16 protein-coding genes, 3 tRNA genes, 1 other RNA gene and 1 pseudogene are annotated in these 20018 nt (G+C 67.8%); 10 read left to right on the forward strand and 11 right to left on the reverse strand.

The window, feature by feature from the left end:
• Window positions 1-42: 42 nt before the first annotated feature.
• Window positions 43-1374 (reverse strand): type I glutamate--ammonia ligase, encoded by a 1332-nt coding sequence (glnA, locus tag B1H50_RS07970; RefSeq protein ID WP_080463258.1) that lies wholly within the window; start codon window positions 1372-1374, stop codon window positions 43-45.
• Between the two features lie 157 nt (window positions 1375-1531).
• On the opposite strand from glnA, the gene panB reads away from it, so the two are divergent.
• Complete coding sequence (gene panB / locus B1H50_RS07975; RefSeq protein ID WP_080463259.1) at window positions 1532-2380, forward strand: 3-methyl-2-oxobutanoate hydroxymethyltransferase; 849 nt, start codon at window positions 1532-1534, stop codon at window positions 2378-2380.
• Window positions 2381-2438: 58 nt separating this feature from the next.
• Here the strand turns inward: panB and B1H50_RS07980 are convergent, their stop codons facing one another.
• Window positions 2439-3164: a histidine phosphatase family protein gene (locus B1H50_RS07980; protein WP_080463260.1), complete on the reverse strand. Its 726-nt coding sequence runs from the start codon at window positions 3162-3164 to the stop codon at window positions 2439-2441.
• A gap of 121 nt (window positions 3165-3285) precedes the next feature.
• Here B1H50_RS07980 and map point away from each other — a divergent pair, with 121 nt between their 5' ends.
• Both map and B1H50_RS10090 read left to right on the forward strand, forming a co-directional pair.
• Window positions 3286-4194, forward strand: a complete 909-nt coding sequence (map, locus tag B1H50_RS07985; protein WP_080463261.1) for a type I methionyl aminopeptidase — start codon at window positions 3286-3288, stop codon at window positions 4192-4194.
• A 230-nt stretch (window positions 4195-4424) separates the two neighbouring features.
• Window positions 4425-5558 carry a hypothetical protein gene (locus tag B1H50_RS10090; RefSeq protein WP_080463262.1) on the forward strand — a complete coding sequence of 378 codons (1134 nt, stop codon included), beginning with the start codon at window positions 4425-4427 and terminating at the stop codon, window positions 5556-5558.
• Window positions 5559-5702: 144 nt separating this feature from the next.
• Here B1H50_RS10090 and rnpB read toward each other — a convergent pair.
• Window positions 5703-6095: RNase P RNA component class A (gene rnpB / locus B1H50_RS07995), an RNA gene on the reverse strand.
• 65 nt (window positions 6096-6160) lie between these two features.
• On the opposite strand from rnpB, the gene B1H50_RS08000 reads away from it, so the two are divergent.
• Complete coding sequence (locus B1H50_RS08000; protein ID WP_080463263.1) at window positions 6161-6955, forward strand: YaaA family protein; 795 nt, start codon at window positions 6161-6163, stop codon at window positions 6953-6955.
• A gap of 81 nt (window positions 6956-7036) precedes the next feature.
• On the opposite strand, the gene B1H50_RS08005 is transcribed toward B1H50_RS08000, so the two are convergent.
• Both B1H50_RS08005 and B1H50_RS08010 read right to left on the reverse strand, forming a co-directional pair.
• Complete coding sequence (locus B1H50_RS08005) at window positions 7037-7771, reverse strand: zinc ribbon domain-containing protein (protein ID WP_080463264.1); 735 nt, start codon at window positions 7769-7771, stop codon at window positions 7037-7039.
• A 41-nt stretch (window positions 7772-7812) separates the two neighbouring features.
• A complete protein-coding gene (locus B1H50_RS08010; protein WP_080463265.1) occupies window positions 7813-8709 on the reverse strand; it encodes a Nif3-like dinuclear metal center hexameric protein in 897 nt (298 codons plus the stop codon).
• 401 nt (window positions 8710-9110) lie between these two features.
• Between B1H50_RS08010 and B1H50_RS08015 the strand changes: the two genes are divergently transcribed.
• The 4 genes from B1H50_RS08015 to B1H50_RS09630 all read left to right on the forward strand — a co-directional run bounded on the left by B1H50_RS08015 (window position 9111) and on the right by B1H50_RS09630 (window position 12432).
• Window positions 9111-9707, forward strand: a complete 597-nt coding sequence (locus B1H50_RS08015) for a DM13 domain-containing protein (RefSeq protein ID WP_080463266.1) — start codon at window positions 9111-9113, stop codon at window positions 9705-9707.
• A 735-nt stretch (window positions 9708-10442) separates the two neighbouring features.
• Complete coding sequence (locus B1H50_RS08020; RefSeq protein WP_229657924.1) at window positions 10443-10694, forward strand: helix-turn-helix domain-containing protein; 252 nt, start codon at window positions 10443-10445, stop codon at window positions 10692-10694.
• Between the two features lie 288 nt (window positions 10695-10982).
• Window positions 10983-11660, forward strand: coding sequence for an ATP-binding cassette domain-containing protein (locus B1H50_RS08025; RefSeq protein WP_080463267.1), 678 nt, complete (start codon window positions 10983-10985; stop codon window positions 11658-11660).
• A complete protein-coding gene (locus tag B1H50_RS09630; protein ID WP_143231777.1) occupies window positions 11653-12432 on the forward strand; it encodes a hypothetical protein in 780 nt (259 codons plus the stop codon). Before B1H50_RS08025 ends, B1H50_RS09630 begins: the two co-directional genes overlap by 8 nt.
• A gap of 632 nt (window positions 12433-13064) precedes the next feature.
• On the opposite strand, the gene B1H50_RS08030 is transcribed toward B1H50_RS09630, so the two are convergent.
• Window positions 13065-13149 (reverse strand) — tRNA-Leu (locus B1H50_RS08030).
• 42 nt (window positions 13150-13191) lie between these two features.
• Window positions 13192-13282: transfer RNA gene (locus tag B1H50_RS08035), tRNA-Ile, on the reverse strand.
• Window positions 13283-13503: 221 nt separating this feature from the next.
• Between B1H50_RS08035 and B1H50_RS10015 the strand changes: the two are divergent.
• A pseudogene (locus tag B1H50_RS10015) lies at window positions 13504-13684 on the forward strand (aminotransferase class I/II-fold pyridoxal phosphate-dependent enzyme); the annotation flags it as partial.
• Window positions 13685-13783: 99 nt separating this feature from the next.
• Here the strand turns inward: B1H50_RS10015 and B1H50_RS08045 are convergent.
• From B1H50_RS08045 to B1H50_RS08055, 3 genes are all read right to left on the reverse strand, one after another.
• On the reverse strand, window positions 13784-14479 hold the full coding sequence (locus B1H50_RS08045; RefSeq protein WP_158082837.1) for a YdcF family protein: 696 nt from the start codon (window positions 14477-14479) through the stop codon (window positions 13784-13786).
• Window positions 14480-14658: 179 nt separating this feature from the next.
• Window positions 14659-14731 (reverse strand) — tRNA-Val (locus B1H50_RS08050).
• 56 nt (window positions 14732-14787) lie between these two features.
• Complete coding sequence (locus B1H50_RS08055) at window positions 14788-15192, reverse strand: DUF3052 family protein (RefSeq protein WP_080463270.1); 405 nt, start codon at window positions 15190-15192, stop codon at window positions 14788-14790.
• Window positions 15193-15542: 350 nt separating this feature from the next.
• Between B1H50_RS08055 and aceE the strand changes: the two genes are divergently transcribed.
• Window positions 15543-18302, forward strand: a complete 2760-nt coding sequence (aceE, locus tag B1H50_RS08060) for a pyruvate dehydrogenase (acetyl-transferring), homodimeric type (protein ID WP_080463271.1) — start codon at window positions 15543-15545, stop codon at window positions 18300-18302.
• A 98-nt stretch (window positions 18303-18400) separates the two neighbouring features.
• Here the strand turns inward: aceE and aspA are convergent, their stop codons facing one another.
• Window positions 18401-19897, reverse strand: coding sequence for an aspartate ammonia-lyase (gene aspA, locus B1H50_RS08065; RefSeq protein ID WP_080463304.1), 1497 nt, complete (start codon window positions 19895-19897; stop codon window positions 18401-18403).
• Window positions 19898-20018: the final 121 nt, after the last annotated feature.

Raw genomic sequence — 20018 nt, forward strand, 5'->3', positions numbered from 1 at the left:
AGCTCATCCCTCCTGCGCCTCGCTCCCGGGCGTCGGCCCGCCTCAGGCGCGGCGGAAGAACTGGCCGATCTCGAAGTCGGTGACCTGGGCGTCGTAGGCCTGGTACTCATGCCTCTTGTTGCGCTGGAAGTACTCGAAGGTGTCCTCCCCCAGGGTATCCGCCACGAGGTCGGAGCCGCTCATCGCGGATACCGCCCGCTTGAGGGATGTGGGCAGAGCCTCGATGCCCAGGGCGTCGCGCTCGCCGTCGGTCAGGGCCCACACGTCGTCCTCGGTCTCGGCGGGCAGGTCATATCCCTCCTCAATGCCCTTCATGCCCGCGGCGAGGATGGTGGCGAAGGCGAGGTAGGGGTTGGCGGCGGGGTCGAGGGAGCGGTACTCGACGCGCACGGCCTGCGCCTTGCCGGGCTTGTGCATGGGGACGCGCACGAGGGCGGAGCGGTTGTTGTGGCCCCAACACACGTAGCTCGGGGCCTCGTCCCCGCCCCACAGGCGCTTGTAGGAATTGACGTACTGGTTGGTGATCGCGGTGATCTCCTTGGCGTGACGCAGTATCCCGGCGATGAAGGCGCGACCGGTGGCGGAGAGTTGGTATTGGCCGGCGGGATCGTAGAAGGCGTTGTGGTCGCCCTCGAATAGGGAGAAGTGCGTGTGCATGCCGCTGCCGGGCTGGCCGACGAAGGGCTTGGGCATGAAGGTCGCGATGCAGCCCTCCTGGATGGCGACCTCCTCGATGACGGCGCGGAAGGTCATGATGTTGTCAGCCATCGACAGGGCATCGGCGAAGCGCAGGTCGATCTCGTTCTGGCCCAGGCCCCCCTCGTGATGGGAGAACTCCACGGAGATGCCCATCTGCTCGAGCATGAGGATGGCGCGGCGACGGAAGTCATGGGCGGTGCCGCCGGGGACGTGGTCGAAGTAGCCGGCGTCGTCGGTGGGGGTGATGCGGCCCCGCTCGTCGCGGTTGACGAGGTAGAACTCGATCTCGGGGTGGATGTAGCAGGTGAATCCGGCGTCGGCGACGCGCGCGAGCTGGCGCTCGAGGACGGCGCGCGGGTCAGTGCGGGCGGGCTCGCCGTCGGGCGTGAGCACGGAGCAGAACATGCGCGCGACGCGGTCGCGGTCATTGCGCCAGGGCAGCATCTGGAAGGTGGAGGGGTCGGGGCTCAGGAGCATGTCGGACTCGTAGACGCGGGTGAGGCCCTCGATGGTGGAGCCGTCGAAGCCGATGCCCTCCTCGAAGGCGGCCTCGACCTCGGCCGGCGCGATGGCCACGGACTTGAGCTGGCCGAGAACATCGGTGAACCACAGTCGAACGAAGCGGACATCCCGCTCCTCGATCGCGCGGAGCACGTACTCCTGCTGCTTGTCCATGCTGCTCCTCATCTCTGATCAGCGCTCGGATCCCGACGGCGGTACCGGGACGCCCCGACTCTATCGGGAGCGGGAGTCGGCCGGGTTTCGGCGCGCGGGTCGCGGGCGGGCCGGCGGGCGGCGTGAAGGGCCCTGTGGTGGCGGCTAGGCTGGAATCATGGCAAGCACGGACTCCCCTTACGCTCCCCCGAGCGCCCTGCCGCCGGCCGGCAAGCCGGTGCGCGTCCACCACCTCGCGGCCGCGAAGGCCGGGGGCGAGCGCCTGACCATGCTCACCGCCTATGACGCCGTGACTGCGTCGATCCTCGATGCAGCGGGCACGGACATGCTCCTGGTCGGCGACTCGATCGGCAATGTCATGCTCGGCCACGGCTCCACGCTGCCGGTGAGCCTCGATGAGATGGCCGTGGCGACGCGGGCCGTGGCCACGGCGACGACGCGCGCGCTCGTCGTCGCCGATCTGCCCTTCGGCACCTATGAGGCGGGGCCCGCTCAGGCCTTGGAGTCGGCCACCCGGCTGGTCAAGGCCGGGGCCAACGCGGTCAAGCTGGAGGGCGGCGCGCCGCGTGCGGCGACGGTCCGCGCGCTCAGCGAGGCGGGGATCCCGGTCGTGGGGCACCTGGGCTTCACCCCGCAATCGGTGAACATGCTCGGCGGCTTCCGCGTCCAGGGGCGCGGCGAGGCCGCCTCCCAGGCGCTGCTGGCGGACGCCTCCGCCCTGGCGGGCGCTGGGGCGATTGCCCTCGTTCTGGAGATGGTGCCGCAGGACCTCGCCGCAGCCGTCACCAGGGCTCTCGACGTTCCCACGATCGGCATCGGCGCAGGGGCGGGCTGCGACGCGCAAGTGCTCGTGTGGACCGATATGGCGGGGATGACGGACTGGAAGCCCCGCTTCGCCCGCGCGTTCGGCGAGGTGGGTGCCGCCCTGCGCCAGGCCGCCGAGGACTTCAACGCCGCGGTGCGCGACGGATCCTTCCCCAGCGCCGAGGAGAGCTTCGCCTCCTGATCGTGCCAGGGGCGCGCAGTGACGGCCGGCGCTCGCCGCGACGAGCGCCGGCCGCGGCTCACAGCCCCTCGGGCCGGGTGAAGTCGATGGGAACGATGTCGACGCCGTCGAAGACGCCGCTCATGTCCTCGGTCGGGAAAGTCACGCCCTGATTGCCGGGGTCGAGGGCCCAATCCAGGAGGCGGGGGGAGCCGCCGGGGACCGTCGGGTCGACCTCGACAGTGGTGATGGCGCAGTTGGCCATGGGCGCCTTGGAGTAGACCTCCAGGCCGATCCAGCGGGCCATGATCGTCATGATCGTCATGCCGTGGGAGACCGCCAGCGCCTCGGCGTCGCTCTTGCCGGCATCGGCATCGGCCCGCAGATCGGCCAGGATGCGGGCAAGGGCGCCATCGATGTCGCGCAGGTAGTCGGTGGCGCTGATGCCCTCGGGCGCCCCCTCGAAGCGGCCGGACAGGACCCCGGGCAGCAGCGTGCGCGTGGGCAGGGCGGCGATCATCTCGGGGTCGGGGCCGCCGTCGTAGATCCCGTAGTCGTATTCGCGCAGCCCGGTGAGGATGGTGCGCGGGAGCTCGCGGCCCTCGGTGAGGATGTCCGTGGTCTCGACGACCCGCCCCAGGGGGCTGAGGTAGACACGGGTGAGGGGGTAGCCGGCCAGGAAGTCGCGGGCCATCGCGGCGCCCTCGCGCCCCGAAGGGGTCAGGGGCGAGTCCGCTGAGCCCTGGGTGCGGTGCTGCTCATTGAGGACAGTGCGGCCGTGGCGCACGAAGTGGATCTTTGCCATGGTCACATCGTAGGTCACACCACCGCCCGAGAGGGGGCGCTTGGGACGGGTCGGATCGCGCGCATCCGGGAGGGGAGACGAGCGGGCTGTGCGCCCACTGCCCGGCTCCTATGCTGTGGGCATGACTGCTCCGACGCCCCCTGGATCCCCCCATCGCTCCGGCGCCGATCGGGCGCCGCGCGGAACCCTCGTGCCCGGCATCGTCGGGCCCCGGCGCGACGTGCCCGAGTCGATCGCCCGCCCCGAGTACATGTTCCACGATGGGCCCGAGAGGGTGACGGCCTCGGACATCAAGTCCCCCGAGACCGTTGAGCGCATCCGGGCGGCGGGCAGGATCGCGGCGCGGGCCATGCAGGCCGCTGCGGCAGCGATCGCGCCGGGCGTGACCACCGATGAACTGGACCGTATCGCCCACGAGTATCTGTGCGACCACGGCGCCTACCCGTCCTGCCTGGGTTACATGGGCTTCCCGAAGTCGATCTGCACCTCGATCAACGAGGTGATCTGCCATGGCATCCCCGACTCGACGGCGCTGGACGAGGGCGACCTCATCAACCTGGACGTCACCGCCTACGTCGACGGCGTCCACGGCGACACGAACGCCACCTACGCCGTCGGCGAGGTGGATGAGGAGACGCGCCTGCTCATCGAGCGCACCCGGACCTCCATGGAGCGGGGGATCAAGGCCGTCCGCCCGGGCCGCGAGGTCAACATCATCGGGCGGGTCATCGAGGCCTACGCCAAGCGCTTCGACTACGGCGTCGTGCGCGACTACACGGGCCACGGCGTCGGCGAGGCCTTCCACTCGGGGCTCATCATCCCGCACTACGACTCCGCCCCCCGCTACGACACCGTCATGGAGCCGGGCATGGTCTTCACCATCGAGCCGATGCTCACCCTGGGTGGCATCGAGTGGGACCAGTGGGAGGACGGCTGGACGGTGGTCACCCGGGACCGCTCGCGCACCGCCCAGTTCGAGCACACGCTCGTGGTCACCGAGGATGGCGCGGATATCCTCACCCTGCCCTGAGCCGCCCTGGCGGGCGCCTCGCCGCCGCGTCCGGCCGCGGATCAAGCAGGGTCGCGCACGGGGAGCAGTGCCCGGGTAAGGGTGCCCCGCACGCGGCGCCGATCCGGTACCCGCCGTGTCGGCTTTTCGGTGTAGATTCGATTTATCAGTTATGGCACGGACAAGGCGAGCTCTCGCCGCGGAGATGTGCCCCAACTCCTTCACTAACGTACCCACTCCCGGAGGTTCCAATGGCTCTTCGCTTCAACCCACCGCCGAACTGGCCCGCCCCGCCAGAGGGCTTCGTCCCGCCCGCCGGGTGGCAGCCTGACCCCGCATGGGGTCCGGCTCCCGAGGGTTGGCAGCTCTGGGTCGAGGACTCGGACGATGCCTCCCCCGTCTCGGCCTCCGGCCCCGGCACCTCGGACCCCGCCTGGGCCCCGACCCAGGTGGTCCAGACTGGCCGGTCGGGTCCCGTGGCCGACCCGACCGGCCAGTCGGCCTCCGCGCCATCCGCGGACTACGCCTCCACCGGGCTGCCCGCCCCGATGGGCTCCTCGGCTCCCGGCAGCCCCTATGCCGCGGAGATGAGCTACGCCCAGGCCCCCACCCCATTCCACGGCCAGGGCCAGCCCGCCCCCGCCGCCGGCTGGCAGCCGGTGGACGTGCCCGGCGGCGGCGGTGCGGCCAAGCCCGTCTACAAGCAGTGGTGGTTCTTCACGCTCATCGGTGTTCTGGTGATCGCGCTCATCGGCGGCCTCACCTGGGCCTTCGCCGGCGGCGATGACGCCGGCGGCGGCACGCAGACCTCGACGGCGGCCAAGTCCGACCCGAAGCCCGCCGAGGACGAGCCCGAGCCGCCGGCTCCTAAGGCGTCGTCCTCCACGCCCTCCGGTTCGGCCAAGCCGGCAGCGGGGACCGAGGGCACCTCGATGGACAACCCCAAGGACACGACGACGGGCCCGTTGACCTTCCACGCCTCCAAGAACGACTACAAAGATCCCAACGCGAGCCTCGATGTGACTGTCGGCGACGTGAACTGGAATGCGAATGACGCCGCCAAGAGCTCCATGAGCAGCTACAGCTACAAGGAGCCCGGCGCCGGCCAGGTGTACATCCGGGTCCCGGTCGAGATCACGTACCACGGCAAGGGCCAGTACGAGAAGTACACCTTCAAGATGGACTTCGTCCACAACGGCACCACCACCTCCGCTACGGAGAACTACAGCGACAAGGGCGAGTTGATCCAGCAGGCCATGCCCCGCGATGGCGGCAAGGCCAGTGGCTACGTCACCTTCCTCATCGACCAGAGCGCCGTCAACCAGGGCGTCTTCGCGGTCACCGCGTTCACCGGCGTCGACGAGGGCTACATCAAGGCGAAGTGACCTCCAGCGCGCGGTCGGCCTGAGAATCGACGACCATCTGAGCATGACGAGCGTGGTGGGCTCCTCCCGAATCGGGAGGAGCCCACCATGTTTCTCTCTTCTCTCCTCCGCCAGCGGCGTTTGCCGGGGCGGAAGGACGAGGCGCGGACGAGCCGACCTGTACGCCGGGTTCTGTTGCCGCCCGCCGTTGCCGGACCGGGCGGTGGCGACCATCCATCTTGGACCGCCGTCGCCGACGGCCTCACGCGACCTACCCGCAGGCTCGGGCGAGCAGCCCTCGGGCGCCTGCTGCGCGGTCTTGCTCCGGGCGGGGTTTGCCGAGCCGCGCCGGTCACCCGGCGCGCTGGTGGGCTCTTACCCCACCCTTTCACCCTGACCGCCAGTGGCCTGGCGGCGGTCTTCTCTCTGTGGCACTGTCCCGCGGGTCGCCCCGGGTTGCTGTTGGCAACCGCCCTGCTCTGTGGAGCCCGGACGTTCCTCGATCCCGCAGGGAGTGCGTAGACTCCCTTGGGGTACCGCGGCCGCCCGGTCGGCTCGTCCGCACGCCCAGCATAGCCGCCGGAGGAAACCTCCAGAGCACCTCGATTGTCTAGCATGTGCGTGTGCTCATCCTCCTGCCTCCCAGCGAGGGCAAGACCCCTCCCGTCTCCGGGCCCCGCCTCGACCTCGCCTCCCTGCTCGCGGCCGACCGACTCACCACCGCACGCCGCGAGGTCATGGATGAGCTGTCCCGCGTGAGCACCGCCCCGGATGCCGCAGCTATCCTCGGCCTGGGCCCGCGCTCCGCTGCGGACGCAGCTCTCAACCTCGTCCTGGAAGAGGCCCCGTGCGCGCCCGCCCATGAGCTGTACACGGGCGTCCTCTACGAGGCCGCGCGCCTCGGCGGGGCGGGCACGCCGGGCGAGGCCGAGGCGCTGTCGCGCCATGTGGTCATCCTCTCGGGCCTGTGGGGCGCCGTGCGGGCCACGGACCGGCTGCCTGCCCACCGCCTGGCGATGGGCGCCTCCCTACCGGGATGCGGGAGGCTCAACGGTTTCTGGAAGCGGGAGCTCGCCGCGGTTCTCGGCCCGATCGCCGAGGAGGCGGGGCTCGTCATCGATGCCCGTTCCTCCGCCTATGCCGGGGCCTGGCAACCTGCTCGCTCCTGGGGCGGAGAGCTGCTTCGCATCCGGGCGGTCCGGATCCGTCAGGGCCGGCGTCAAGTGGTCTCCCACCATGCCAAGCACATGCGGGGCCTGCTGGCCGGGGAGCTCATCGCCCTGCGCGCCGCCGGCCGTTCGCCATCGACGGCGAACGGCGTGGCCGAGGCGGGCGCCGGCCTGGAGGGCGTGGCGGACGCTGAATTGTCCGCCCCGGATCACTCGGGGCGCCGTGACCTGACCCTCGTCCTGGCCTGAGCCCCGCCTGGTGGGCGGGCCGACGGCGCCCTGATCCGCTCCGGGCCCCGGAGCCATGGGCCCTGCGGGAACCGGGCCGGCTCAGATATCCATGCGCACGAGGATGACGTCGTTCTCCTCGGCGTGGATGACGGCGTCGGCCGGCGCGGCGTCGATGCGGGCGAGCTCGGCGGGACTGAGCTCGACGGAGCCGCCCTCGAGGCGGTGCCCGTGGAGGGCGAGGACGCCGAGGCCCCCCGTCGCGGCGCGCACGGCGTCGTAGTCGGCGAGCAGGGCAGGTGAGATGGTGCCGGCGAGCTCATCGCGCCGGGCGCACAGGCGCTCGGTCTCCTCATCGATCCGGGTGAACCCGGCGTCGCGCTCGGCAGTCAGCTCCCGGCCCGCGGCGCGGATGGCCCGCTCCTCATCGGCGAGCCGGTCCGATTCGGCCTGGGCCGCTTCGAGGGCCTCCATGGCGGCGATCTGGGCGTCCTCGAGAACGCTCTGGCGCCGGCCGAGCTGATCGATCTCCCCTTGGATGGCGGCCAGGTCCCGGGCGGCGTCGCCTCCCGCGGCCAGGCGCTCGCGCAGGGCAGCGGCGCGTCGGACGACCTGCCCGACCTCGTCCTCGGCGTGGGTGGCTCCCCTCTTGGCCTCCGCAAGGGCTGCGGTGGCCAGCAGGGCTGCGCGCTTGTTGTCCTTGAGACGGGCGATGGTCGTCTCGATGCGGGCCAGGACGGGCAGCGCGCGCCGCTCGTGCGCGAGCCTTGCGAGAGTGGCGTCGATATCCTGCAGATCGATGAGGAGCCGCTGCTCGGCGAGGGGGGCACTGGTCACGGGATGTCCTTCCGGTCGTCGAGGGTGAAAAGGGGCTGGGGTTATCTCACTGGCGCGGGGCCAGTATTCAGGCGCAGGGCCCAGGGGTCGGTGCAGATCGTGGAAACATGCGTGGAGAGTCTACGTCCGCCGTACTCGGCGGCAGTGGCCAGCCGCTGGGCGAGCGGGGGCAGGCCTACCCACTCGGTGGCCCAGTGGGTGCCGCAGATGAGGTAGGGGCGCCCGGTTTCCAGATGCTCGCTGGCGGGGTGGTGGCGCAGGTCGGCGGTGAGGAAGACGTCCGCGCCGGCCTCGCGGGCGCGCGCCAGGAGGGAGTCGCCCGCTCCCCCGGAGACGGCGATGGTCTCCACGGTGGCGTCCAGGTCTCCGCCCACGAGGATGCCGGGGGGCGAATCGGGCAGGGCGGCGGCGACGGCGTCGGCGAAGTCGCGCAGGCGGGTGGGCACCGGCAGGGAGCCGATGCGCCCAATGCCCTGGGCGGGGTCGGCGGGGCTGGGCTCCAGCGGGACCGCGCCCAGCAGGCCGATAGAGGCGGCCAGCGCCGCAGCGATGCCGCCGTGGGCGGCATCGAGGCTCGTATGGGCGTTGAGCAGGGCGATGCCGCTGCGGATGAGGCGGTGGACGACACGGCCCTTGGGGTCGGTCGCGGCCACGCGGTCGGTACCGCGCAGGTAGAGGGGGTGGTGGGTGATGATCATGTCGGCGCCGCGCTCAATGGCCTCGTCGACGACAGAGGCGACGGGGTCCACGGCGAGCAGGATCGAGGCCACGGGAGCCTCGGGGTCCCCGCAGATGAGCCCGTTGGAGTCCCAGGACTCGGCCAGGTGGGACGGGGCGGCGGCCTCGACGAGGGCGACGACGTCGGCGACGGTCAGCTCCTCAGCGGCCGAGGAGGCCTCCCCGGCGGAGGGTCGCGGGTGGAGCGGCGATTCGATCATGCGGCAAGGCTAGCGGCACGGCGCCGGGGCGGGCGTCTTGCGGGACGGGCGCGCGCTCCGGCACGACGAGGTCTTCGTCATGGACGATGGCGCGCACGCGCCCGATCCCGCGATCACAACGATGGACGCGCAGCGCGGTCGGGGCCCGCGCGAACTCGCCCACTGTTCGTGGGGCTGGTGGCTACCGGCCTGGACCGCCGGCGCGGCGTTTACGCCTCGCACCGCGCGGGCGACGACTCGGTCCCCCAGGGGAGCGGCGGAACCCGGCAGGTCATCGCGAGGCGTGAGGAGAGCCATACGTCCAGTGGCAATAATTCCGGAGTGCGGACATGTTGTTCGGGCGAGCCGTATCGACGCCCAGAACACGGCACTGGGCCTCATCATTCCGAGGAGTTATCGACATGCCCCGCTTCCTGTCCGGCCACAAGCGCCTTGTGGTCTCCCTGGCCGTGGTCTTCCTGGCCGCCACTGGGATCGCCCTGGCCGTGTTCAAGCCGTGGCTGCTGTTCATCGACCAGACCGTGAACGATAGGATCCCCGCCTTCTCGGCGGCGACGACGCCAGCAACGCCTCAGGCACCCTCCGGTGAGGCGATGGGAGCGGATGGCGCCGGCGGCGCCACCGACGCGCCCGCACCGCAGGGGCCCGTTCAGGTGGCGAGCGGTTCGTTCATCTCCCACGAGCACTCGACGACTGGGACGGCGCGCATCCTGCGCAACCCGGATGGCTCGCACCAGCTGGTGCTGGAGAACCTCGCGACGTCGAACGGCCCGGACGTGCGGGTATGGCTGAGCGCCGGACCGGTGATCGAGGGCATGGACGGCTGGTTCACGGCCGGGGACTACGAGCACCTGGATGTGGGGCCGATCAAGGGAAATCTTGGCAACCAGGTCTACGACCTGCCCGCGGGGACGGACCCGAGCGCGTGGACGAGCGTGGTCCTGTGGTGCGATGACTTCAATGTCTCCTTCGGCGCCGCCAAGCTGAGCGCCGCATAGGAACGCGCGGGGCGGGGATCTGCTCGGCGCCGGGCCATCGCCCCCCAAGCATCGATCCTGCTGGCGTGGATATGGATCCGGAAGAGGAGGCCGACGGCGATCGTTGGGATTCCACCGGTCGCTCCGGGGCCACCGGGCCGCCGGCCTGCCCACGGCAGCGGGATCGACATCGCTTCCGTTGCCCCGGGAACTACGGGCGAGGCGCCCGCCGATTTCTCCACTCCGACAGCATCGGAGGGCCGGCCCCGTCCTGAGCATCCGCGGGCCGCTTCAAGCACCTCCCAGCCATTGGCGACACCCCGGTGGCGAGCTCCGCGGTTCTATCAGCGGTCCGCGGATGCCCTGGAAGGCCTGGAGCGCTTCCGGCCAAGAGGCCGCACGACCTGAGGAGCAGCCCGCCCCGCACGACGATGCGGGTTCGTATACGAGCACCGTGGTGCGCCTCAGCACCCTCGACACAAAGAACTACTGGAAGGGCCTGCTCCGGTTCCGTGAGCGTCTCCTGCAACGGGGGTGCCCAGATCCGGCTCGGAGGAGCCGGACCTCGAGGTCACCGCAGCAATACAGGAAACCGGAACAGGCAACAGCGACACCGCCGCACCACCCGAGCAGTCCACGGTCGTGCGGAGGGGCATCCACATCGAGAATCGCCCCATCTCGCGTGGGAAGCGGGCCGCCATCCGGCGAGAGGCCAACGGAACTCTCGGTGCCCGCGCAGTAGCGGAGCGCCTTGGCGTGCACGAGAACACTGTGCGTGCCATCTGGCGCCAGCGCCCCAGGCCGACCCCGGCCCGCCGGGGTGCGCACCGCTTCACGCAGGAGCACCGACAGCGCGCCGAAGTGCTCGTCGCCCAGGGCGTCTCCCTCATCGACATCGGCCTGGAGCTCGGGTTCGATCGGGGAACGGTGCGGAGGCACTTGGCGGCAGAAAATGTGACTAAAATCACAAAATACGTAACTAGACGACAGTTCGTCACGACCGGTTAGATGCTACCTTGATATCAATCTTACATGCCGCCACACATCATGAATGCCGACAATCCTTATTTGCAACGCAGCAGGAAGATCGCCCTCTCGGCTAACGCTCTACCAATACTCAATTCCGACGGTTACCGACGTCTTCTCGCATGGGCCAATGTGAATGAATATTTGGATGGGCGTAGGAATCCACGATGGGTTATTGCCATAAAGGTGATCAGCTGGATCGTTGTTGTGACCTATATCACGAGATATCATCTTTTCGGTTATTGCATAGCACCGTGTTATGATTAGGGCATGGATATGCTCCTCGAGTTGAACGATTTTGTTGTGTCAAGAGGTAGGAAGTTCTCACTATCTCCTGTTAACATTAGATTTAATGATCCCAACATTGTAGGTCTTTTTGGTCATAATGGTGCTGGAAAAACAACGTTATTGAAGGCCTTATCGGGGCTTTTGCCTGTGCAATCAGGAGAGTCGCACATTAAAGATATGTCGTACCCCGTATTTTTGCCTGATACACCATTCATCTACAAGTTTTTAAAGGTTGGATCTGTTCCGGGCGTCTTAGCGAAATACTTCAACGATTTCGATGCCGATCTGGGTGAATCGATTATCGGCGATTTATCTTTGGACGTAAAAAAGAGGGTTGGTGAGCTGTCTAAGGGGATGGAGGAGCAGCTGAACCTTGGCATGACACTCGCGAGACGGTCATCAGTGTATCTTTTTGATGAGCCACTCGCTGCAGTGGATCCTGTCACGCGCGACCACATGTTAGATCTAATTAAGCGCTATAAGCCTAATGATGCCCTGTTGATCATTAGCACACATCTTATCTCAGGGCTCGAATCGCTTTTTGATGAATGTCTCGTACTTCATAATGGCAAAATTCTCCTCAGGATCAGTGTTTCAGATTCTATCTCCAATAATCAAAGCCTGGAGTCAAGGATTAAGGAGGCGATGATCAATGCGTGATATCTTCACAGAGGCACGTAAGCATATTGGATTCTTTTCAGTGTGCTTAGTCATTTTAGTGGGTGTCTCTACATTCAGAGAGTTACTGGATTCCTACAAAAGTATTACTGACGTTGTGTGGGTATTTACCGTCGTATTGGTTCCCACAGCAACTGCGTTTTATGTTGGTGCGCAGATCTTTATGTACCTTGTACTCAAGAACGACACCCTTGTACTCAAGAACGACACCCTTCTTCAACTTTCTACACATTCGCACTTTCGTAAATATCTCGTAAAGACGCTTCCGCTCGCCCTCGGATTCATTTCAACGGGACTATTCTCGTTGCTGGCAAGCACAACAACTTGGCCAGAGGGGCAAGAAGCGTCAAAGACTGTGATATACGCAGTATGTGCTAAAATAATCTCCGGTGCGGCATTAGTGTCTATCGCATGGGTTCTCGGGCTTGCTGCAGCGCGATTTAAGGAGTTTTATCTAAGACTTTTTATCTATATGGGAGGGTTTGCCTTGATTGTTGGTCTCCAGATTGCTGCTTTATGGAAGTTCTCCGACCTTGATAGTGTAGGCTGGGTCGTCGGTGGATCTACGTCATTTGCAGGGTACCCTGTATACTGTGGCCCGCTCGGAATCGCATTAGCAACTCCGTTTACTCTCTCGTATTCAGGCGCCTACGTTATTAGCATTTTCCTAAATACTGTTTGGCCCATCTTTGGTTTACTTGCAATTATTTGTGCACCCAGTCCTAAACAGAAGATTACTCATGGAGTGCTGTAAATGAAGATGGGTTAGACTAAATATAGTGAAGGCTATGTTGAATGTGGGGACCTTCTGTACTTCTTTATAATCCGAAATTAAACAAGATCGTGTGCTGGTGCGCGGCTTGGGAGGTGCTCGAAGTCGTACTCGAAAGTGCGACCACTGATGTAGCCCATGAATGAGTACAGGTTTCCTCGGGTGCGTCACGCTGAATGTTCGCGATTGCGTCTTTGTCCTGTGCTCCAGGCATGCTCGACCGGGTCGTGGTCGGGTGCGTAGGGTGACAGCGATCTTGTCATGACCGGTCTCGCGCACCAGGCGATCAAGACAGCACATGATCTGCTCGGTGTTCTGGTTGCCCTCAATAGGGTAGATCTTGACCTTCTTGGTGGTCAGGGACAGGACACCGGAGAACGAGCATGCATGATGTCTGCGGTCCACGGAGGCCGTGGCAGCCACGGCAGCAGTACCGCCTCAGGCCAATCCAGCCGGGCCACACCACACCCGGCCACACCACACCCGGCCGTTTCATCCTAACAAAAACGCCCACACCCATAAGGGTGAGCGCACGTCATCGACTGAGGTGACTGGGGCACCCGGAGCGTCCGCCAACACGGTCCCGCGTCATGCGGGTTCGTATAAGAATGTCGTGGCGCCCCCGGCGGGACTCGAACCCGCACGCCTCGCGGCATCGGCTTTTAAGGCCGCTGTGTCTACCGGTTCCACCACGGGGGCGGGCACCGCGTCCAGGGCCCGCGGGCCCTGGACGCGGTGCGGTACCCCCACCGGGATTCGAACCCGGGACCTTGTGCTTATCAGGCACGGACGAGGTATAAGCTCGCTGCTCTAACCGCTGAGCTATGGGGGCCGGCGGCGGGCGGGGCCCGCGCCTGAGCGAGGCTACCAGTCATGACGCCGTATCCACATGCGGATGAGCGGGCCAGTCGCTCCGGGCCGTCGTCCCACGCTGCGGCGAGGCACACCGGCGCACTCATCGAGGCCCTGAGGGAGGCGATATCGCGGACCCGCCCTACCCCTGCAACCGGGAGCCCGTGGATGCCGCCGGGACCACTGCGTCCTCGTGCCGACGACACCGACGGTCGGCCCGCGCGCACCGTCCTGGAGCACGCCCGGGGCCGTCATCATCTCCAGCTTCTCGAAGCACTTCGGCATGACGGGCTGGCGGCTCTGCTGGACGGTCCTGCCCGAGGGCCCCGTCCAGGCGGCGGAGAACCTGGCGATCACCTTCTTCCTATGCGCCTCCGCGCCCCCGGGCTGATGCCGTGCCCATCGGCGGGCGGCCCGGGGTCGGTGGACATGTCCGCACCGGCCTCATCGGATTCCCCGGTGTTGGTCCTGGTCATGCTGGTCATTGTCTCCCCTGCCTCCCCCGCTCCATCGCCGCGCCGCTCTCGCGCCTACGTGGGAGCTGGCAGGGGCGCCGGCACCGCCATTGCCCCGCCACGGCACCGGGCAGGGCGCGGATCCCGGCCGCCCCCGTGGCCGAGCGCGGCGCCCAGGCGGGGAGGGCGGAGGTCAGGACGAGGTCTGCAGCGGCCAGCACCGTGCGCACCGGTCCGGGGCGCGCCAGGGCGGCGACGCGCGGGGGCATGGGGGCGAGCCGGCGCGCGAGGGCCGGGAACCGGCGCCTGGCGATAAGCCCGGCCTTGGCGGCGTGGAGCGGATCGGAGACGAGGATGATGGGGCCGTCTCCGCCCGCAGCCTCGATCAGAGGTGGCAGGGCGCCGATATTCTCCCAGGTGGAGCGCGAGGCGGTCTCAGTCCAGGTGGCTCCCCGCCAACCGAGGCCGCGGGCGTGCTCGGCGAGCATCTCCGCCTCGGGGCGCTCGCCGACAACGGCGCCTCCGGAGCAGATGAGCAGATCCCCCGGGCGCAGGACGGCGACGGCGGCCCTGGCGCGGCGCCTGTTGGCGCCACCCGCGCTCGGCCCGGCATCGGCGTGCCCGAGGACGACGACGATCCTCCCGTGCCCCGCGCCGTGCCCATCGAGCCGGCGCAGCGCGCGCACGGCGGCCAGCACATGACGGCGCCACTGGTCTCCCACAGCCCCATCCTGCGGAGCCTCGCGCGCACGCGCAAGCGATGTGGAGGACATTGGCGCCAGGACCTACGGGCCGCCGGCACCACCTGACCGACCACCGCGTGAGCGCCCAGGAGCCCACCCCCTCGTCAGGGCGGGCCGCTGCGGGTCAGGAGGTGATGGGCCCCGCGCCGGCTCGTCTGTGGACCCGGCCGGACTCGAACCGACGACCGACGCGGTGTAAGCGCGTTGCTCTACCAACTGAGCTACAGGTCCAGTGGGGCGCTCCCCGCGCGAAGAGCACCCAGATGGGGTCAGCCGCCGCAAGTGCCTCAGCGGCGCCGGCTGGAGACCCGGGTGCCGCTCCAGGCGTCACCCATCGAGGCCGTCGACGTGGCGTGCATGCCCGCCGTCGCCGCCGCCTCCTCGATATCGGCCGCCGCCACGGCGCCCGCCGTGCGCGCCTTGGGCGTGAGCACCCAGATGATCCCATCGCCGTCGAGGTTGGCCTGCGCGTCAACGAGCAGGTCCGTCAGATCGTCGATGTCGCCGTCGTCGGCGCGCCACCACACGATGGCGGAGTCGGCCACGTCCTCGTAGTCCTCGTCCACCAGCTCCGTGCCAGTGAGAGCCTCGGCGGCCTGCCTCAGGGCGGGGTCGACATCGTCGTCATACCCGAACTCCTGGATGATGAGACCGGAGGCGAAGCCGAAAGCCCCGCCCGCTGCGCTCGCCACTATCCCTCTACCGTCCTTCCGGGCTCAGCGCCCCTGCTACGGTCCCCCTGTGGGACCTGTGCATAGCCCACCGCATGAGGGCCGCCCGCGCAAGCGCCTGTCCGTTCCTCGGCGCGCCGCGACGCCCCCGACGGCGCCGCACCACGTGCCTGACCTCACAGGTCGCTTGGGACTTCTTTCCCCCTTGGCCGTCCTGAAGCGCCTTCGAACGCCGTAGATTAGAGCCCAACAGGACGCGGGCCGACCCTGGGCTCGCGGCGGACCGGGTCACCGGGCGCAGGAGCGACGCCGGGCCACCCAGCTCGCCAGCGCCCTCCAATCCATCGGAACGACGCAAGGAAGAGGATTCCGTGAGCCCCACCAGCGATGCCACACCCCTCATCGACGGCCTCCTGACCAAGGTCAACGACAACGATCCCGAGGAGACCCAGGAGTGGCGCGAGTCCCTCGACGCCCTCATCGCGGAGAAGGGCGCCCCCCGCGCGCGCTTCATCCTGCTGTCGATGCTCGCCGAGGCCCGCAAGAAGAACGTCACGGTCCCGGGGCAGACCACCACTCCCTACGTCAACACCATCCCCGTGGAGGATGAGCCCTACTTCCCCGGCGATGAGTCGATGGAGCGCACCTACCGCCGCTGGCTGCGCTGGAACGCCGCCGTCATGGTCACCCGCGCCCAGCGCCCGGGGGTCGGCGTCGGCGGGCACATCTCCTCCTACGCCTCCACCGCGACCCTCTACGAGGTCGGCTTCAACCACTTCTTCCGCGGCAAGGACCACCCCGGCGGCGGGGACCACATCTTCTTCCAGGGCCACGCCTCCCCCGGCAACTACGCCCGTGCCTACATCGAGGGCCGCCTGAGCGAAGACGACCTCGACGGCTTCCGCCAGGAGGTCTCCCACCCGGCGCGCGGCAAGGGCCGCGGCCTGCCCTCCTACCCGCACCCGCGCCGCATGGAGGACTTCTGGGAGTACCCCACGGTCTCCATGGGCCTGGGCCCGGCCGAGGCGATCTACCAGGCCTGGTTCGACCGCTACCTCGCGGGAGCCGGCATCAAGGACACCAGCCAGCAGCGCACCTGGGCGTTCCTGGGCGACGGTGAGATGGACGAGCCCGAGTCGCGCGGCATGCTGCAGCTCGCCGCCAGCCAGCAGCTCGACAACCTCACCTTCGTCATCAACTGCAACCTCCAGCGCCTCGACGGCCCGGTGCGCGGCAACGGGAAGATCGTCCAGGAGCTCGAGGCCTCCTTCAAGGGCGCCGGGTGGAACGTCATCAAGGTCCTGTGGGGACGCGGCTGGGACCAGCTCCTCGCCGCGGACAAGGACCACGCCCTGGAGCACCTCATGATGGAGACGCTCGACGGCGACTACCAGACCTTCAAGGCCAACGACGGCGCCTATGTCCGCAAGCACTTCTTCGGCCGCGACCCGCGCACCGCCGCCCTGGTCAAGGACTGGACGGATGAGGAGATCTGGGCCCTCCAGCGCGGCGGCAACGACTACCGCAAGATGTACGCCGCCTACAAGGCCGCCACCGAGCACAAGGGGCAGCCCACGGTCATCCTGGCGCACACGGTCAAGGGCTACCTGCTCGGCTCTCACTTCGCGGGCCGCAACGCCACCCACCAGATGAAGAAGCTGACCCTGGACGACCTCAAGGGCCTGCGCGACCGGCTGCACATCCCGATCACGGACGAGCAGCTCGAGGCCAACCCGAAGATGCCCCCCTACTACCGGCCCGCTGCGGATGACCCGGCCCTGCTCTACATGATGGACCGCCGGCACCAGCTCGGTGGTTTCCTCCCCGAGCGCCGCGACGCCCCCAGGCAGATCCAGCTGCCCGGTGACCGCCCCTACGACGTCCTCAAGGGCGGCTCGGGCAAGCGCGAGGTGGCCAGCACCATGGCCTTCGTCCAGCTACTCAAGGAGCTCATCAAGGAGGACGGCATCGGTCGGCGCATCGTGCCCATCATCCCTGACGAGTCGCGCACCTTCGGCCTGGAGTCCCTCTTCCCCACGAAGAAGATCTTCAACACCCAGGGCCAGAACTACACGCCCGTGGACGCGGAGATGATGCTGTCCTACCGCGAGTCCACGGACGGCCAGATCATGCACACCGGTATCAACGAAGCGGGCTCCGCCGCGCTGTTCCAGGTGGTGGGCACCAGCTACGCCACCCATGGCGAGCCGATGATCCCGGTGTACATCTTCTACTCGATGTTCGGCTTCCAGCGCACCGCGGACCAGTTCTGGGCCGCCGGTGACCAGCTCACGCGCGGCTTCATCATGGGAGCCACCGCCGGTCGCACCACGCTGGCCGGCGAGGGCACCCAGCACATGGACGGACACTCGCCGCTCATCTCGGCCACGAACGAGGCCGTCGTCACCTACGACCCCGGCTACGCCTACGAGATCCGGCACATCGTGCGCGACGCCCTCGAGCGCTGGTACGGGCCCGAGACCGGGCGCAACCGCGACGTCATGTACTACCTCACCGTGTACAACGAGCCGATCAGCCAACCGGCGGAGCCCGAGGACGTGGACGTCGAGGGCATCATCAAGGGCATCCACCGCCTGTCCGGCCCCGCCGACGGCGATGGCCCCGAGGTCCAGCTCCTCGCCTCCGGCGTGGGACTGCCCTGGATCGAGGAGGCCCGCCGAGTGCTCGCCGAGGATTGGGGCGTGCGCGCCTCCACCTGGTCCGTGACGTCCTGGAACGAGCTGCGCCGCGACGCTCTGGCCGCCGAGAGGGAGAACTTCCTCAACCCCACCGGCGACCAGCGGGTTCCCTTCGTGACCTCCCGCCTCCAGGCGGCGCAGGGCCCCTTCATCGCCACGAGCGACTACGACCACCTCGTCGCCGACCAGATCCGCAAGTGGGTCCCGGGCAGCTACCACACCCTGGGGGCCGACGGCTTCGGCTTCTCCGAGACCCGGCCGGCTGCGCGCCGCTTCTTCCTCATCGACTCGGCCTCCGTGGTCGTCAAGGCGCTGCAGGCGCTGGCCGATGAGGGCAAGCTCGAGCGCGATGTGGTCGCCCAGGCCATCGCCCGCTACGACCTGACCAATGTCAATGCGGGCACCTCCGGATCGGACGGCGGCGACGTCTGAGCGCGGTGCCCGACCAACGCGGGGGGCCCGGCTGGTGACGATCACCAGCCGGGCCCCCCGCGTCAGCCGAGGAGTCCGGGGCCCGGCCCGCGCGGGGCTCAGGCCTCCTGCGGGACCCTGGCGCCCTCTCCCACCTCGGAGACCCCGACAGCGGCGACAGAGGGATCCGCGCCCGAGTAGCGCTGGGCGTCCCGGTACTTGGGGCGCAGCAGGTTCTCCGCGCTGAGGAGCTCGTCGAGAACCGACTCCTCCAGCAGGCCCATCTCCAGGACGACCTCGCGCACGGAGCGCCCCGACCGCGCGCACTCGCGGCCCACGAGGTCCCCGTTGTGGTGACCGATCACCTCGTTGAGGTAGGTGACGATGCCGATCGAATCGAGCACGTTGCGCCGGCAGACCTCCTCATCGGCCTCGATGCCCACGACGCACAGGTCCCGCAGGACGCGCATGGCCCGGCGCAGCAGGTGGATGGACTCGAAGGCCGCCTGCCCGATGACGGGCTCCATGACGTTGAGCTGGAGCTGGCCGGCCTCGGCGGCCATGGTCACCGTGAGGTCGTTGCCGATCACCTTGAAGCAGATCTGGTTGACCACCTCCGGGATGACGGGGTTGACCTTCGCGGGCATGATGGATGAGCCCGCCTGGCGCTCGGGCAGGCGGATCTCCGCCAGACCGGCGCGCGGCCCTGAGGAGAGCAGCCGCAGATCGTTGCAGATCTTGGAGAGCTTGACCGCCAGGCGCTTGATCGTGGCGTGCATGGACACATAGGCGCCGGTGTCGCTCGTGGCCTCCAGGAGGTTCTGGGCCCCGGAGACCGGCAGGCCCGTAACCTCTTTGAGGTGGCGCACGGCGGTCGCAGGGTAGCCGGGGGGCGTGTTGAGGCCGGTGCCGATGGCGGTGGCCCCCAGGTTGACCTCCAGGAGGAGAGCGCTGTTGTGCATGAGGCGCGTGATCTCCTCGTCGAGCAGGACAGCGAAGGCCTTGAACTCCTGCCCCAGGCTCATGGGGACCGCGTCCTGGAGCTGGGTGCGCCCCATCTTGAGGACGTCGTGGAACTGGCGGGACTTATCGAGGAAGGCGTCGATGAGGTCGCACAGGTCCGCCTCCATCCCGGCCACCGCCTGGTAAAGGCCGAGGCGGAAGCCGGTGGGGTAGGCGTCGTTCGTCGACTGGGACTTGTTGACGTGGTCGTTGGGGTTGACGACGTCGTAGCGGCCCTTGGCGTAGCCCAGGCGCTCCAGGGCGAGGTTCGCCACGACCTCGTTGGTGTTCATGTTGAGGCTGGTTCCCGCGCCGCCCTGGAAGACATCGACCGGGAACTGGTCCATGCACCGGCCGCCCACGAGAATCTCATCGCATGCCCACAAGATGGCCTCCGCGAGCTCGGGTGCCAGGGTTCCCAACTCGGCGTTGGCCAGGGCGGAGGCCTTCTTGACCTGGACCATGCCCCGGATGAGCTCGGGGACATCGCCGATGGTGGTCCCGGAGATCTGGAAGTTCTCCATGGCCCGCAGCGTGTGGATGCCCCAGTAGGCGTCGAGGGGCACCTCTCGCGATCCCAGGAGATCCACCTCGGTACGAGTCGCCGGTCGCATGTCCATGTCCTCCATCAGGATCTCAAGGCCGACGGCGTGGGTCCCGTTTTCCCCGCCCCATCACGCCTCATTTGGGTGCCCTACATTATCCCTGGCGGCCTCGCACTGGGTAGCATTTGAT

Origin of the sequence: Actinomyces gaoshouyii, from assembly GCF_002072175.1 — a bacterium.
In the GTDB taxonomy this organism is placed as follows: Bacteria; Actinomycetota; Actinomycetes; order Actinomycetales; family Actinomycetaceae; genus Actinomyces; species Actinomyces gaoshouyii.

What these genes read in the sequence shown, in the direction of transcription:
- B1H50_RS08010 (WP_080463265.1), bottom strand. Translation starts at nt 8,709, where the DNA reads ATGATCGAATCGCCGCTCCACCCGCGACCCTCCGCCGGGGAGGCCTCC.
- B1H50_RS08015 (WP_080463266.1), top strand. Translation starts at nt 9,111, where the DNA reads ATGCCCCGCTTCCTGTCCGGCCACAAGCGCCTTGTGGTCTCCCTGGCC.
- B1H50_RS08025 (WP_080463267.1), top strand. Translation starts at nt 10,983, where the DNA reads ATGGATATGCTCCTCGAGTTGAACGATTTTGTTGTGTCAAGAGGTAGG.
- panB (WP_080463259.1), top strand. Translation starts at nt 1,532, where the DNA reads ATGGCAAGCACGGACTCCCCTTACGCTCCCCCGAGCGCCCTGCCGCCG.
- aspA (WP_080463304.1), bottom strand. Translation starts at nt 19,897, where the DNA reads ATGCGACCGGCGACTCGTACCGAGGTGGATCTCCTGGGATCGCGAGAG.
- map (WP_080463261.1), top strand. Translation starts at nt 3,286, where the DNA reads ATGACTGCTCCGACGCCCCCTGGATCCCCCCATCGCTCCGGCGCCGAT.
- B1H50_RS10090 (WP_080463262.1), top strand. Translation starts at nt 4,425, where the DNA reads ATGGCTCTTCGCTTCAACCCACCGCCGAACTGGCCCGCCCCGCCAGAG.
- glnA (WP_080463258.1), bottom strand. Translation starts at nt 1,374, where the DNA reads ATGGACAAGCAGCAGGAGTACGTGCTCCGCGCGATCGAGGAGCGGGAT.
- B1H50_RS07980 (WP_080463260.1), bottom strand. Translation starts at nt 3,164, where the DNA reads ATGGCAAAGATCCACTTCGTGCGCCACGGCCGCACTGTCCTCAATGAG.
- B1H50_RS09630 (WP_143231777.1), top strand. Translation starts at nt 11,653, where the DNA reads ATGCGTGATATCTTCACAGAGGCACGTAAGCATATTGGATTCTTTTCA.